Origin of the sequence: Pedobacter hiemivivus, from assembly GCF_005144565.1 — a bacterium.
GTDB classification, from domain to species: Bacteria; Bacteroidota; Bacteroidia; order Sphingobacteriales; family Sphingobacteriaceae; genus Pedobacter; species Pedobacter hiemivivus.
This window is the reverse complement of the sequence record NZ_SWDX01000007.1, coordinates 86,310-102,608: the sequence shown is the minus strand read 5'-3', so window position 1 is coordinate 102,608 and position 16,299 is coordinate 86,310. Positions and strand designations below refer to the sequence as shown.

The window sequence follows — 16,299 nt, the reverse complement described above, 5'->3', positions numbered from 1 at the left end:
ATAAATTATTGGGTTAAATAATTATAAATTTCACTGTTTTTTATTTGCTGTTGATACTCTTCTAATGATTTAGCCCTAAGCGGATAAAAAAACACTTCTTTATTTTTGAATATAAAAGTAAAGCTGTAGCCGTTTTCACTAGGTTTTATTGTTTTCATGGCCCTGTCTAAATCAGCTGCAAATTTCCTATTATCTTCTTTTTCGTGTAACAGGTAAGACTTCAAGTCTTTTGTTGCCAGTGTTTCATTGTTTTGACTATCAATGATCAATCCCAATAAATAGCCATAAGCTTCATCCTTTCTGCCGGCCTTATAGCATGATTTTGAAAGATCATAAATTATACGCTCCATATCTTTTATAAATGTTGTTCCACTCGACACTTCATAAGGAAATTCAAATGCTGCTTTTTTATAAAAAGCAACAGCCTGGTCGTAATTGCCTTGTGACAGGTAATAGTCTGCTAAGGCATGGGCCGACAAATGCTGTATGTTTAAGAGCTCATTTATTTCAAACTGATCTTTCTTTTTGAATGTCGAAAAGTTTAAGGTTAAAAAGTAATTAAACTGGGCGGCATAATCTTTCAGGTTAAACCGGGTGATTTTGGTGTCTAACTTTTCTATATGTTTTTGTAATTCCTGATTAGATTTAAACGGCTCTTTCATAACTAGTTCTTTCAATAGTTCACGAATATCATCAGTTCTGAAATCATGAAACAGGGGCCACTTTTCCTTTTCTGTTTTTTCGTTGTCAACTCTGGTTATCCGTCTTTTCTCCATATCATCAATGGAATTTTCTGTATTGAAAATGTCCTTGCCAGAAATACTGATCTTAAAAGCATACATAATGATACGAGGATTCTCCAGCGTTTTATATTTATTGTCTATACTAACAACATACATCCAATCCTCATCTCCGCGAACAAAAGATAATGTATTTGGTTCATTTACAACAAATTCAGTTGCATTTTGCGTAAAAACACCCTCTGTTTTCGGTTTATTTAACACCAGGGACCTAAATAACTTTGTACTACCTACTTCTTCCATCTTATAGAGATACTTTTGAACATATTCTTTCATATCCTCGGTTAAACCTCCGGTTGTTTTTGATCGGATTGCCGAAATATTAACTTTATTGTTGTCGAAAGTATATTTTGCTGGAGATACAACAAGTTTAGAACTTAGGTCTGAAAATACAATAGCAACACCTACATTGTCCTTTGATAAATTAGCAAGGCTTAACTTTTCGGATTTTCCAAAGCCGGTAACCATTTTTCTTAAGAACTTATAATTTGGATCACTAAACGAATAGGCTTTTTCAGCGGTTTTAACCTTGCTTTGTATGTCCATGTATTTTTCCTGTGCCAATGCGGGGTTCAATATGGATATTAAAAGAAAATTAAACAGGAGTATTTTTTTCATAGCGTAGATGTTAGAGGATTTGGCGGTAAATTTGTTGTGAAAGTTTAACCAGCATAAGTAAGGATACATTTCACCACAATAATATGACTAAAAACATTATCTTAATCTGCCTGGCAATTTTGTTACTGTTTGGTATAGCCAGCAGTTGCAAAAATATGAATTCTGAAGAAAAAACTACAATGGATACGATAGCACAAAAAGAAGTAAAAGTTGCTGCCCACCAGATCCTAACCTCATGGCTCGTAGAGGGTATTGAAGGCATTCAATTCCTCGGGACCAGTGAATGGAAAATCGATGACCAGGTTTTTCTAAACAGCAGCAATGATAAAGGATACTTGTTGTTACTCAACCAAGATAAGGATCCACAGGCAGCATTGGATTATGTTCAGGTCATGTATGCAAGCAAAGAGGACGGAAAATGGAACATTTACCTGGAATCTCTGCCCAATTTCGTAATTCCAAGAAAAAAAGAAAACGGGAGTTTTGTTGCGAATACGCTTAACCAGCTCGCAGCGGCCGGAGAGAAAGAAATTGGCCGGCAATATAAAAGCGACAATGGTGAAATCAATGATGAGTTCATCAACAAGGAATTCAATGAAGATCTAAAGAAAAACCACCAACGTTTTTTATCCAGAAAAATTAAGAACTAACCAGCTCGGTACCTAACACCAGGAAAGAATTACCTTTACTATTCCTATTGACGGAAAACACAGATGGATTAAAATTGAAAAATGAGGACACTAATTATATCAAGCTTAGTATTACTGTCGAGCCTGGCTTCCTGTCAGCAAAAACAATTATCAGGCACAACTATTAAAAGTCAGGTAAAAATGGATCAGAAAATGCTGGATATTTATAAGCAGGTAAAGAGATACGATTATACTCCATTGTATGAGGTAGAATTTAGTCAGGATGCCTGTGGTTATGAAATTTTAATCAATGACATGCCCCTGCACCGCTATTTGTTATTGGGTAGTGCCAATGAGCAACGTATTCCGATTAATGATCATATATTAACGAGTGGAAAACAGGAGATGATCATACGCTTGTTTCCGCCTCAGCTTTCAGACCAAAGCTGGTCGCCGACACTTGTGGATGCTTCTAAATTTAAGATCAAAGTGATTCATCACAACCCTGATAACACTACAGAAACCTATAAACAGGTTTTTGAATTCAGTACCTCCAATAAACCGGGGACAGAAAAATTTCTGGGCAGCGGGCAAAAGGTTTTTGAATTTAAAGGCTCTTTTAATGCAGAAGTTCCTTATCAGTTAGAAGGTTGGAGAAATTCCAAAGATTTGAGTAAAGAGGATCAGGATAAATTACTGAAAGAAGCGGTTGCTGTTTATAACAACTTCAGAAATGTGCTGATAAAAAAAGATGTGAATGCTTATGCATCACTCATGTATGATAAAGAAGTGGAACTGGCAAAAGCATTTTACTGGGATACTCCCGCAGATTCCAAGGAACGCTGGGACGAAATGAGTGGTACAGTCCGCGAAAAAAGGGAGATTTTACCTTTAAAAGATTTTAAAATGGTGCTGTATGCAGGTGGAAAAGTGCTGGCATTACAGCCGACAAGCGAGATGTATAAAGATTACCTTTCTGCCATTCATGCCCAGACTGAAGATGATGATATTCAGGTTTCTTTCCTGCTTCATAAAAAGGCGGGCAGTAATGAATTGACACCAATACGGTAACGATATTGGTTAAGAATATGGAGTTGTTTTTTTTAACCTTTAATTTAAGCTGAATTGTCACACCGCACCTACTTATACAATATCAATACCCCATCAGTTGCAGAAAATGCCGATACGATGATGATGGAATGGGGATACGAAATGCCGCTAATGCTTCAGCCCTTATTAATCGACAGCGGCTTTATTTCTGGTAATAACTACAACAATCACGTGGAATTTAACGATTCCGGTTTATATTATAATGCCAAACCTGGTCTTGAAAACCTGAAACGGTTTTATAATTTCCTGGAAGACCAGCCCGACCTAATTAAAAATAGTGAAAAATTTAAAGAAGCCAAAGACAAACTGTTCAATTACCTGGGTCAGCTTGATGGAAGTTATTTCCATCTTGATATGTGGGATGTCCTAAATATGGAAGACAAACCTCATGCTGAGCAGGCAAAGGATTGGCTGGCAACCATAGCACATAACAATCAGGTAATTACCATGGCTATGGACTCAGGAGACGTTAGCCTACTCAACTATAAAGAGCTTAAAGATGTCAGTCCTGCCTTTAACTCCTTCTCAGACCTGCTAAATTATGAAGACTATGATTATGGATGGACTTGTATCGACTCCTCAGAGGAAGAAAAATTACCCTATGAAATATTCGAAGAAAATGAGCTCTGGGGACTTAAGGATAAAGATGGTAGGGTATTACTAAGTCCTCAATTTGATGAATTTTATAGTTTTGGTCCGGAAGATCTGGCGGTAGTCTCAAAAAACGGTAAATATGGCTATGTGGATACCACGGGAAGAATTACAGTTCCATTAACCTGGGATGATGCTTTTGACTTCGAATATTCTGGCTTCGCGGTAGTCGTATCAGAAGAAAAAAAGGGACTTATCAATACAAAGGGCGATCAGGTCGTTCCCTTCATTTATGATGACCTGAACACGCTTAACGAGGGAAACTATTTTAATGCAAGAATAGCTGAACTTTGGGGTACCATCGATCCCTCCGGAAAAGTTGTTATTGCTGTTGAACATGAAAATGAGATCCAGGCAGCCTATGGCTTTTACCATATTGAGGTAGCTGGCCAGAAAAATCAAAAGATCTTCAATGAGTTTTTTAAGTACCTGGGCGAATTCCCGCTTAAAGCTGTAGAAAACCTGCACGAAGGGCTACTATTAATTAAACCTCATAAAGGGACCAAATTCAATTCCATATACAAAAAGGATGGAACACGGCTGGATAGCGGATTTGAATTTGATCTGGTTGTACGGAAACCCACCGAAGATGGCTTTGCCTATGCTTTCAAGGAAGACAAGGTATATACCGTTAGTGAGACAGCTATTCGCCCGACCGATAAAGCTGTCGCACTGAAACATACTGGCGAGGATTACGTTTACTATTTCGAATACGAAACCAGAAAAAGACTTTTGCGCTATGCAAAAGGGCAAAAAATGGATGATCAACAGATCAGGGATGAACTAAGCGAGACATACACCTTATTTGACTATGGCGAACAAGCTTTTGACACTGAAGACTATGGTAAAGCCATTTATTATTACACCATCGCAGCAGAAAAAGGTCATGCCCCTTCCATGAATAATCTGGCACATACTTACTATACTGTTAATGGTTTTAAAGATGATGATAAAGCCTTCTTTTGGTTTAACAAAAGCGCCGTAAAAAGCAACGATGGTTCTATGAATGGATTGGGCATGTGTTATAAGTATGGTGTTGGATGCCAGGCGGATATGGAGAAGGCATTGTACTGGTTAAATAAAGCTGCTGCAGCGCAACTGGCGCTGGCCAATAACAATCTCGGAGACATTTACTCAGAAGAAGGGCTCCTGCCCTTTGATCCGGAAAAAGCTCTAGCCTACTATCAGGCAGCCGCAGACCTAGCCGAACCTAAATACAACTGGTTAGGCTATCTCTACGATTTAAAAGCGGAGTATGAAAAGGCCCTGGAGTGCTATCGGTTAAGCGCTGAAGAAGGAAATGAGATTTCCGCCTTTAACTTTGGTATTTTAACATCTAAAGGCTTGGGAACTGAAAAAAACAATGAAGTGGCTATTAAATACTTTGAACTTTCATTGACGCTTGGATATCCTAATGCACATATAGAACTCGCTAAGATTTACAAAAATGAAAAGGGATTTCAGGACGAAAAGAAAGTAGAACATCATTTAAAGGAAGCCAGAGCAGCAGAATTAGAGATACCGGAAGAACTGATAAAAAAGAAAGGCTGGTTTGGTTTTTAGATTTTTTTATTGGCTAGTACAATATTTAACCTAAATCAACGTCTTTATATATGAGAGCGTTAATTTAGATGAAGCGGGAGTGGTCGGAGATCATTCCCGCTTTCTTTGTTAAAGAGATTTCAAATCGGTTGGAATAACACCTAATTGTTGTAAGAAACTTAAACGGTCAGTTTGGATCTCAGTGCTAATTATTTTACCATCTTTAAAGGTATAAAATCCGGTGCCGGTGTTAGATACTCTTTTGCCGGTTGCTGAAATATGCTGAAATTCTCCTAAATGAGTACCCTGAAATTTCTGCCTGATAATCACCTTATTTCCTTCGCAGATGATATCGTCAGCATACCATTTAGCGTCTGGAAAAGCTTTAACTAAAGCTTCAATCTGTTCCTGAAATCCCGCAGGTCCTTTCCTTCCAGAAATACCTGTATATTCTTCAGATATTAGACCTTTAAGCAGTTCGAATTTCCTATTGTTCATGATGTTTTCGTACAGATTACGAATTGCTGCTTTGTGCTCTATTTCAATTGAAACGATTTCCATTTGTGCCCCTTTTTTTTGGTTAGTAAATTGATGATTTGTTGTTTGTTGCGCGAACAATTGCGAATGGAACAGCAATAGCGCACAAAATACAGTGCCTTTTTTGAATTGTAGTTTCATGTTATGAATTTATGTTATCCAAAAATCGACACTTCAAAAACTAAAAAATTGTAAAAAATCATTGATTTTACCAACGTGGGGATAAACGAAAGAAATCTGCAGGAGCTAAGCCTGTAAAAACTTTAAACTGCTTGTTAAAATGCGCTTGGTCGAAAAAACCAGCTTCAAAAGCGACCTCTGTAAAAGTTTGTGTTGGCTGTATGTTTTTAATCACAGCTTTCATGCGTACAATTGATGCAAATTGTTTTGGAGAGGTACCAACTGTTTTACGGAAACGTTTCTCGAAAGCATCCAGACTTATGTATAATCCATCAGCTAGTGCTTTAATTTCAATAAACCCTTTTAAAGCATGAATCCTCTGAACGGCTGCTGTTATTAACGTATCGCTATGGCTGAAATTGAGGACAGAAAGCAGCAGTTGTTCTATATGTGCTATACGCTGAATATTATTCTTCGCCTCGGCCAATTGCTCCTGTACCCTATCAATTGTCTGCTGCTTGATAAAATTATCCAATGATACACTTTCACCAAACAACTCATTTAGGGGTTCCTTTAAAAAAGCATGCGCCCCGGTTTCCTGAAATTTAACAACAATGGCCCCAGTATCGGCCAAGTAATTTATTAACCTGGGCGACTTTCTTAATCCTGAAATAACAGAAGCTGGAAGACTGTTATTCCTACCCTCTATGATATAATCAATTTGCCCGCTAAAGCGGAAAGCAATTGCAAGAGAAGTTTCTGGTAGTACCCGGTTTACAAGGTTAGCACTACTTTCAATAACAACATATTCCTTTATGAATGGCCGGAGTTGTTCAGTAGGTATATAAGTTTCAATCTTCACGTCCATAATATCCTCAATAATAGAGCCACCTTGGTCAGGATTACAGCATTCGATTTGCTTTTAACTTCGCCACATGATGAAGCTTATCTTCCAGGTCTTTTGGATAAAATGGTTTGAGCATAAAGTCATCCATACATCCAAATTCAGAACGTTTATCAAAAGAAATATCAATAGAAGCGGTTAACGCAATAATATAAATTCCTTTTTTTTGTTTATCATTAATTTCCCTAATCATCCGGGATGCCTCTAAGCCATCCATTACTGGCATGTTAATATCCATAAATATTACATCATACGTTTTTTTCATTACCGCATCCAGCCCTATCTGTCCGTTTTCCGCAACATCCGCTTTCAGATTCCATCGAGAAAGAGTTTTCTGAAAAACCATTACATTTACCGGACTATCGTCTACTACCAAAATTTGTAACCGGGCAATTTCATCAGCAGGTATTTGAACTTCCTCCTTCAGCTCATCAACCATTGGATCAACTTTAGTGAAATTCAGCTGAAAACTAAAAGTAGTGCCAGTACCTTCTTTACTTTTAAACGTTAATCTGCCACCATGAAGTTCCACCAATCGACTGGCAATACTCAGTCCCAGCCCAGTCCCATAATATTGCCGGTTTGTACCATTCTCCCCGCGAAAATAGGGATCAAAGAGATCATTCACCTGGTCTCCGGCAATTCCTATACCAGAATCGCTGATTTCGAACCCGACCGTAAGCACATTGTCAACGGACTTTTCAACACATACAATAATCTTAACAAAGCCTTCCTGTGTAAACTTAATCGCATTTCCCACAATGTTAAACAAGATCTGGGTCAACCGATTTTGATCACCCTGCACACTTAAACCTACAATTTCTTTATCCACTTGAAGGAAAAAATCAATAGACTTGGCATCAGACTTTAGTTTAAGTGCCCCATACACATTGTTCAATAGGGTATCTAGCCCGAATGTGGTTAATTCCAGCTTTTCAATTCCCAAATCCAAACGATTGAAGCTCAGAATGTCATCTATTGTTGCCATTAAGTTCTCGGCAGAAAAATGCAGAATCTCCAGATCTTCCTTTTGTTGAGGCTTGGGATCATTTTCCATTAACACATTGGTGATACCGATTACGGCATTCAAAGGGGTTCTCAATTCATGCGCCATCGTGGAGAGAAAATTGGTTTTTTCCTCAGCAACTATTCTGGCTGAGCGGAGCGATCGTTCCAGATTTGCCGTTAATTTTCTTTCCTTTTTGCTAGTCCTTTTAAAAGCTCTGAAAAAATAAAAGTGAATAAAAATCAGCAATAGAAAATTAAATATAATAGAGATATTATACGCGTAGATATTTACACCCACCATGCCTAAAGTAATCGAGATGCCGTAAAACTGTTCCAGAGAAAATAGTACCACTATCGGCACTGTATTTATCAGTGAGTACACCCAACCCCATCTGAGACCAAGGATATAGTAACCGCCAGAAACAATCATCAATACATATTGTACCGTAACGATATTGAACCCATTTTTCAATATCAACAAATTAGACCAGATGAAACAAGTCAGACAAAACATGAAGTAGTGTCCAACGATTCTCCATGATACATTTAAAAATAGCATCATTAATCCCGCAAAGAAAAGAACCATGAGTAAGCTGATTCGGTAAAGCAGAATATTGCGTTCCTGAAAAAAATATAAGATGAACAAAAAAACACTTAGTACTGCAAAAGCCGTAAGCAATTGCAGTAATATGGAAATCCTTGCCCGGTTGAACAAACCTGCTTCGGTGAGAAGAATAGTATGATATCTTTTAGATAAATGTTCGAACATATTACTAATATAACATACAAATCGTCCATTTTGTTACTCATCTGATATTACTTACGGGAATTTATTATTCGTCCATATTTTAAAAACATGTACTATGTTGAGGGAAGTAAAATATTACCTTTAACGGATAAAACACCCGAGTCAAAACAGCATCGAAAGTTCCAATGCTGTTTTTTGTTGGGCTGTTAAAAGTATTGTGGGCTATTGAAAATATTGGGAAAGGTCTAAAATTTTTCCAAAAAAGTAGCGACCCTTTTCGGCTGCCGGAGATGACTTAAGTGCCATCATATCCTGCATCAGGATGAGTTTAGCCGCACCTGCTTCAAAATAGCTGCTGCCGAATTTAATTTCCCCGAGTTTGCCTTTATTCAGTTTAGGAGGAAAGATATTGGCTACAAGAAAATCAGTATATGGTAGCGCATCACTACCAACTTCGCAGATATCATAAGTATAAAATGAGGTACTGTTGGGCAATGGTGGCAGCTCAAAGGTTACAAAAGCACCACTCGCAGGCATTTTGATCCTGATTTCGGGGCTAGGAACAGTAACCACCCCAGCGGAATTCCGTATATAAAATACTGCATCCACGTCTCCTCCTTTAAAAAGGGCTCCGGCGCTGGCAATAGTAAATGTTGTGGCAAACTGGGCGGTAACAGACATATTTTCGGGGTTAGCCGGAGGCTTAATCTCAATGTTATCGACCAGGCGAGTACCATCAAAGAAAAATTTGAGGGACTGCCCAGTTGATGGGGATGAAGTGACGGTTTTGGTAAGTAGATTGGTAGTTTCTCCTTTTTTGCGGACGGTAAACTGACGTTCCTTATTTTCATTGACATAGATGGTCAGATTTTTCTCAATTTTCAGTGTTCCGGTGTGCACCAGTTTTTCGTCCACCAGAAATTCCAGTTCGCCAGCCATTGCAAAACCTTTTAACTGGTAGGTTATACTCTTTTCATAGGTTTGGCTACCATCATAATAAACACTAAGATTCTGTTTAAAAGGAGATGAAGGGACTGTGTGGGAGTCAATTACATTTGTGGTTCCTGCTTCCCTGATGCTGATTTCAGAACTTTGATTGCTTACCGGTAGCAGAACTTCCCTTATAAAATTTTCGCGGCTAGCCAGATCAACTGAGGCAATGATGCTGTCTTTATAAATAAATTCCAATGGCACTGTAGTACTTCCGGTAATGCTAACCTTCACAACCTTGACAGGTTCTTTTTGAAGTGGTTCTCCTTTTTTACAGGCAGCTGCCAGCATTGTGAAGCCGATAATCAATAAAAACAGGTAATTATTTAATTTCATAATTTGTATTTATTTATTTTTTAAAAACAAGATGCAGATGGATAATCTGCACCCTGTTCATTATAGCTTAATTTGATTTTAATCTTTAAAGACTAGTAGTCAAATTTTGCCCAGCAATAGTTTAGATCGGCATTGAAGGCTGATTCGTTCCAGAAAGGCTGAGTAATACCGTATGCAAATGCTGTTGCACCGTTGTTGTAAGTATTTCCGCCAGCGTCAGTAAATGTATTCGGATCATATGCAAGTGTGAAACCATGTAGAGAAGTACTACCTACAATTGTGTTTGCAGGAGTAGCATTTCCATCAATTCTAAGACCGATATTATAGCCTGTTACAATTGATCCATACAACTCTAGTTCGCCACCACGACGCACAGTGATACCGTTTTTGAAACCTGGAGGAGTTACACCTGATGTATTCAGCGCACCTATGATCCTTACATTATCAAAAGTAGGGTGCGTAACCGGAAATGCTGCAAAGTTAGTTGGGTTGTTGTCAATCTCAGCACCATTTGAGTCACTGTTACCACTGCTTGCACTGTGTGAAGAAACTTTGTTCGCAATAGCGGTAGAATTTAAAAGTGTACCGATATAACCTAAATCGAAATCAAACTGATCATCATCATTAGAGAAGGCAAGCAAATCAGAAGTGCTTACAGTTCCACCAAAGAACTCGAAACCATCATCCAGTCCCCATGACACTTCAACATTGTTGATTTCAGTTAATGAACCAACACCGCCAAGGGTTAAACCATTTACTTCGATGCCATCGGCCAGTTTATAACCTGCATATTCAATACGCACATTTTTAAATACACCGCTGTTATCAGCAGGCGTATTGCCACCAAAAGCAGTTAATGCAGAAGGTGTTAAGCCTTCGATATTTGAGCTTCCTGTAGCTGTGTTCACTGTCGATTCACCTAAAAGAATGATACCGCCAAAATCGCCAGGAGCAGCTGCTGTAGCAGGATTGCCATCTAACAGGTAACGGCTGGTAAACACAATAGGATTGCATGACTCGCCTGCTGCATTAATTGTACCGTCTTTTGAAACAACCAGTACACCATTCTGTACATTAGGGGTATTTACTGAAGATTTAATGTAAGTACCAGACTGGATCTCTAAAGTAGTATTGTTGGTTACATATACTACTCCGCTCACCTCATAAACTGTATCCCTGTCGAACACAACTGTTCCACCGTTATCAAGATCAGTAGCAGTAATGGTTTTTACCGGATAGGTTGCCGCTGTTGCATAGGAAACGGCAGAAGTACTGCGGTTACCAAATGGTGATGCGCTGTCACCTTCATTTTTTTTACATGACGTTAAGGATACTGCTAAAGCTGCCAATAGCGTTAATGCTGTTCCTGTAGTTGAATTTAGTTTTAGGGAAATTGCTTTTTTAAGCATGATTTTATGAGTTTTGGCGGGATCTGTTTTGTTTTTTGCCCCACCGTGTTAAACATTATTTTGAATCTCATGATAGCGGTGTATCATATTTTTTCTATCTTCGCAGCCAGTTAAACTTTGACGCAAAGGATTCTGTTTCTGCCTCTTGGCAGCTGAACAGAGGGATTTTAATAACATTCGGGTTTATTCCTGATTACCGGTGAGTAAGTATCGGTTTATAAAACGAGGGGCCTGCTTCAAACTGCCCTTCGTTTTTTTATTTCCGGCGGTTCAGGAAACCATTCTTTCGGTTTCCTCCTTTCTTTTTAAAATTGTGTTTAACATTATATCTACATTCATGATGTATGCTGCTAAAATGTGTAACTTAATGAGGTGCTATAGGTACGGCCAAATTTCTGGCTGAAGGTAATCCTGTCGCCCGCTTCATATTTATTGGTAAAACCGGGTTTTAGTCTTTGTGCATCGCTAATATCAGTTCCTCCGGCCACGTAATCAGGGTTTCTCTCGTAATTACCCATATTGTTATAAAAAACTGAAGGACTGTTGAGGAGATTACCGGCATTGAGCTTAATTTCAAATCTATTCTTAGAAAACCGGTAGCTGACCTGCGCATCCAGCTGTTCGCGGGGTCTTTCATATTCAATGAGTCCAGGATCTTCGGATACGATATAGGTTTTATAGCCCGATTTGTTGTAAGCAATATTAAACCCAAAATGATCATCGTTGTATTGGAGACCTGCATTAATCTGGTAGGGCGACTGTCCGTACATAGGGCGGTTCTGTTTGCTGAAGGCCTCTGTATCCGGTTCGTCGGGAACTGAACTAGTAATCAGATAAATGCTATTTACCTCAGTTTTTTGTAATGTTAAATTGCCATAAATCATAAAATTCTTTAAGAAACTTTTACGGAGTTCCAGTTCCAGCCCGTATACCTTTGCCCATTCCGAACTTTTTAGGTTATAGCTTAGGCTACCACCAGCATGCTCATTAATGACCAACTCAGCAGGTTTATCAAACTTTTTATAAAAACCACCTATTGATAAGATTTCGCCCAGCCCCGGAAACCATTCTGTTTTAAAATCCAAGCTGTTGATACGGGTACTGTATAGACCTTCGTTACCAAACTGGCCGCCTAAATAAGGGCTATACCTAAAAAACTGGCTATTGTCCATCAGTTCTGGCCGCACCACATTGCTGGACCATGCCGTGCGGATATTGAGAGATGAAAGCGGGCTATACGTTAAATTTGCGGAGGGCAGCCATTGCCAGCGCGGATCGGGTTTAAGGCTAAATATTGATTCTCCTTTTATACTAGTGGCATTTTTGATCTCGGTATATTTATAATACTCTCCTCTTAGCCCCCATACCAGACGCAATTTATCCATCAGCCTATTATCGAGCATTACAAAACCTGCGTGGTTTTGGCTCTTACCTTCATAAAAGTCTAGGAACCACGGCGATATGCCATACTGGAAACCATTGATGCCCATGTTTTCAGGCTTAATCATTTCTCCGATCGGCAGATAGCCCAGTTCTTCGGGCATGGTAGCAAGGTTGGCTGTAAGCGGGGCAATTTGCCATTTAAAATCGGCCTTTTTCTGGTTTCCAAAATAACCTGTTTTTACTGTGCTCCTTACGGTGCCAATAATAAAAGGCAGGGTCGAAGCAATATCCCAGGAATAATGGCCCTCCTTATTGTGATAATAATGCCGGGAAGTAGGTTCGATGCGAGGTTCTGTAGTACTACTGAAAGCATAAAAGTAAGCACTACCCCCACCTAGTTGCTTCAGGTTTTGTCCGGCAATCCCCAGATCTTTATCTTCCCGTTTAACGGAAGTCCGTGCAAAGTCCCATTCTATTTTAACCTTGCCCAGTTGATGCTGCCCACTCAGTTTATTCTGTAGTAGGTCGGTATAAACTGGTTCTTCTACTTCCTGTATATAGGTTGGAATGCCAGTTTTACTGCTGATCTGATCTTGATCACTGGTAAAGCCGACAATCCTTGTCATATTATTGTTGTACAGGTGGGTATAAGTATTGCGAAAACTGAACCTGTGTTTACCCAATTGCAGACCTGCATTGAGTAGCGCACCCCAGGTTGTATTAAAGCCGTAAGATTTTCCTGTATTATTGGTTGAATTTTCATCCCAGATGTTGCGGCGCTGATCGCCAATCACATTGATATTTTGTGTATTGCGGTAGCTGACCGATCCAGTAAAACCGAACTTACTGCCCTTTGTAGTATCCACGGTAAGCAAACGCCCCATACTGAACTGGTAATTTTGTGAGGGTGCAGCCCGGTACTTATAAACCGTAAAATTATCGTTCGTAAAGCTTTTGCTCTGCGCATCAATCACTTCCCTGCTAGCCCCTTCAATACCGACCAGATTTTTTGGAAATTTCCTTCGGCCATCGTCGAAACCAAAGTAATCGTATTTGCCTCTTTTATGACTTAAAAAATCCTTCCCTGTTGTCTGGTCGTTATAAGATACGCCAGCTGTAAAGCTCGTAAAATCTTCGTTGGGAATATCTTTGGTATTGATCTGGATGAGTCCGCCGCCAAAGCTGGCGTTCATATCGGGTGTAACAGTTTTACTGACCACCACGTTATCGACCAAATTCGCAGGGATGAGGTCGAAAGAGAAATTGCGGCTTTGGGCTTCGGTACTGGGCAGGACTACGCCATCCAGCATGGCTGAATTGTAACGTTCGCCGATACCCCGCACCAATACGAACTTATTGTCCATGGTGCTTACCCCGGCGATTCGCTTTAAGCTCTCACCTATATTTTTATCTGGGGTACGACCAATTTGCTCAGCGCTGATGCCATTGCTGATCTCGGACGCATTTTTCTGGCGGGCGAGTAGTCCTTCAGCAGTTGCTTTTTTGTAACCTGCAGTAACGATGACCTCTTTGAGGCCTTTGGTATCAGGTTTCAGTGAAATATTAAGCGCTGTATTCCTTCCTTCAGTAACTATTACGCCGGTAATGCGCTGGGTTTGGTAAGAGATATAGCTGATCATGACCGTATAGGTGCCGGGCTCCGCGTTCAGGATGAAACTGCCATCCACGCCGGTTTGTACCCCCTGCCCTGTTTCCTGGATTTTAACAGATGCCCCAGGCAGACTTTCGCCTTTTTCATCTACTATTTTCCCGCTTATTTTCCCTGGCTTAACCGGATCGGGCAGTTTGTACAGCAAAACCGTACGCTGATCGGTAAACCTGAAGGCCACCCTGGTACCGTTCAGTATTTTTGTCAGCACCTGCTCCAGTCCCATATCTTTTACATCGATGCTCACCTGTTGGCCTTCCTTAAAAATAGGCTTGTTGTAATTGATGATACATCCCGACTTTTTTTCGAGTGCTGACAGCCCGACGTGTATGCTGGCCGACTGTAGTTTTAGTGTGATTTGCTGTGCCGCGGCCTGCTGGTTTGGGAAAGTAGCCATAGCCACTCCCATGGTACTACAATACAGCATTATGGCTAGCAAATGGCGCAAATATTCTTTTATATAAGTGTAAAGCCTTATATTCATCAGTTCAATTGGTTTTTTAATTTTTCAAGAGTTAAAAACATTTGTTATGAACCGTTCTGTTCGCGCAGAGCGGTTCTTCATTTTTTTATAGGTAGGTTATAGAATAGCTATCTTATCATTTGGCGGCCTCCTCCCATACAGTAATTACGGTGTTGTTGTTCGTTATTTTATACCTAAGCTTATTGCCGCTCATGATGTGCAACTGCTCCATCACATCTTTTATATTTTTATTGGAGAAGGTGACACTAAACTTGTAGTGATCAAAGTGTTTGCCTTTTTGTATGAAGTTGACATTGTAATACCGTTCAAGTCCAGCAAGCACTCCCTTCAGGCTTTCATCGCGGAAAACAAAGCGGTTCAGGGTCCAGCTGTTGGCTTCATTGACATTGGTGCTGCTGCTTACTGCATATTTTCCGTTGTTTTGCTGATAAATAAGTTTCATCCCGGGGGTTAAAAAAGAAAGGCGCTTAACTTTGCCTTTTACATTTTCGGCTACGGCTACTTTTCCTGTTTTTACAGTTACGGTAGCTAGTTTGTCGTCCGGATAAGCGTATACATTAAATGAAGTCCCCACAACTCGAGTGCGTAAATTTGCGGTTTGTACAATAAAGGGGCTAGTGGTATCATGTTTTACTTCAAAAAAAGCTTCCCCTTCAAGGTAAATATTGCGGGTATTTCCTTTTGTAAAATGCGAGGGCCAATTTAGCTTGCTATTGCCAGCCAGGTACACCACCGAGCTGTCGGGCAAAATTAGTTTGAGTTTTTCGCCCGCCCTGGTTATTTTGCTGATCAGCTGAACGGTTTTTATACTTTCCTTTTTCTGATAGGCATACCAACCCAGGCCTGTGGAGAGTAACAGTAGTATTGAAGCTGCATATTTCATCACTTGAACCCGCTGCAAGCGCTTATGGCTTTTCTTTTCTACCTTCAGCCAGATCTGATCAAAGCTTTCCTCAGCCTCCTGGGAATTATCGGGCGACGAGGGCTCATTTTCCCAGCTGTCTTTCATTTCCTCAAAAAGGATAGGATCTTTATCCCCGCCCTCATTTAATTGGCGAAACAACAATTCTTCCTGCCGGGCATTTGTTTCGCCCTCCAGGTATAGTTTAAATAGTCTCTTTATTTCGTTTTGCTGTTTCAATTGTTTTATTTTAATCATTTTCTATTAGCGCACATGATGGGTGCTTTCTCAGCGCGTTATAAATGCGCCTTCAATAGTATATATGATTAAGAAAGCTACAACAGCTATATGCTTTTCATTTTTATTTTAAATACCTGGCCGCCGGCAGGGATTTGCAGTATTGCGTGTTTTTTTTATTGAGGGATACTGGCCTTCGCCAGCATGACGACCGATTTAATAC

The 16,299-nt window shown here is 39.8% G+C and carries 11 protein-coding genes; 3 read left to right on the top strand and 8 right to left on the bottom strand.

What is annotated here, in order from left to right:
* Nucleotides 1-5: 5 nt before the first annotated feature.
* A complete protein-coding gene (locus tag FBD94_RS17920; protein WP_136881218.1) occupies nucleotides 6-1,418 on the bottom strand; it encodes a tetratricopeptide repeat protein in 1,413 nt (470 codons plus the stop codon).
* Nucleotides 1,419-1,573: 155 nt separating this feature from the next.
* Here FBD94_RS17920 and FBD94_RS17915 point away from each other — a divergent pair, with 155 nt between their 5' ends.
* From FBD94_RS17915 to FBD94_RS17905, 3 genes are all read left to right on the top strand, one after another.
* The gene (locus tag FBD94_RS17915) at nucleotides 1,574-2,068 is read left to right on the top strand and encodes a hypothetical protein (protein WP_136881217.1); all 495 of its coding nucleotides are present in this window, start codon (nucleotides 1,574-1,576) and stop codon (nucleotides 2,066-2,068) included.
* Nucleotides 2,069-2,149: 81 nt separating this feature from the next.
* Nucleotides 2,150-3,118 carry a hypothetical protein gene (locus tag FBD94_RS17910; protein ID WP_136881216.1) on the top strand — a complete coding sequence of 323 codons (969 nt, stop codon included), beginning with the start codon at nucleotides 2,150-2,152 and terminating at the stop codon, nucleotides 3,116-3,118.
* 54 nt (nucleotides 3,119-3,172) lie between these two features.
* Entirely contained in the window at nucleotides 3,173-5,371 is a 2,199-nt protein-coding gene (locus FBD94_RS17905; protein ID WP_136881215.1) for an SEL1-like repeat protein, read from the top strand.
* 108 nt (nucleotides 5,372-5,479) lie between these two features.
* On the opposite strand, the gene FBD94_RS17900 is transcribed toward FBD94_RS17905, so the two are convergent.
* The 7 genes from FBD94_RS17900 to FBD94_RS17870 all read right to left on the bottom strand — a co-directional run bounded on the left by FBD94_RS17900 (nucleotide 5,480) and on the right by FBD94_RS17870 (nucleotide 16,097).
* Nucleotides 5,480-6,028, bottom strand: coding sequence for an ester cyclase (locus tag FBD94_RS17900; RefSeq protein WP_131612777.1), 549 nt, complete (start codon nucleotides 6,026-6,028; stop codon nucleotides 5,480-5,482).
* 67 nt (nucleotides 6,029-6,095) lie between these two features.
* A complete protein-coding gene (locus FBD94_RS17895) occupies nucleotides 6,096-6,875 on the bottom strand; it encodes a helix-turn-helix domain-containing protein (RefSeq protein ID WP_225874855.1) in 780 nt (259 codons plus the stop codon).
* A 34-nt stretch (nucleotides 6,876-6,909) separates the two neighbouring features.
* Entirely contained in the window at nucleotides 6,910-8,688 is a 1,779-nt protein-coding gene (locus FBD94_RS17890) for a hybrid sensor histidine kinase/response regulator (RefSeq protein ID WP_136881214.1), read from the bottom strand.
* A 201-nt stretch (nucleotides 8,689-8,889) separates the two neighbouring features.
* Entirely contained in the window at nucleotides 8,890-9,993 is a 1,104-nt protein-coding gene (locus tag FBD94_RS17885; RefSeq protein WP_131612779.1) for a hypothetical protein, read from the bottom strand.
* 92 nt (nucleotides 9,994-10,085) lie between these two features.
* Nucleotides 10,086-11,402, bottom strand: coding sequence for a hypothetical protein (locus tag FBD94_RS17880; protein WP_136881213.1), 1,317 nt, complete (start codon nucleotides 11,400-11,402; stop codon nucleotides 10,086-10,088).
* A gap of 350 nt (nucleotides 11,403-11,752) precedes the next feature.
* A complete protein-coding gene (locus FBD94_RS17875) occupies nucleotides 11,753-14,938 on the bottom strand; it encodes a TonB-dependent receptor (protein WP_136881212.1) in 3,186 nt (1,061 codons plus the stop codon).
* A 115-nt stretch (nucleotides 14,939-15,053) separates the two neighbouring features.
* Complete coding sequence (locus FBD94_RS17870) at nucleotides 15,054-16,097, bottom strand: FecR family protein (protein ID WP_131612782.1); 1,044 nt, start codon at nucleotides 16,095-16,097, stop codon at nucleotides 15,054-15,056.
* Between the last annotated feature and the right edge of the window lie 202 nt (nucleotides 16,098-16,299).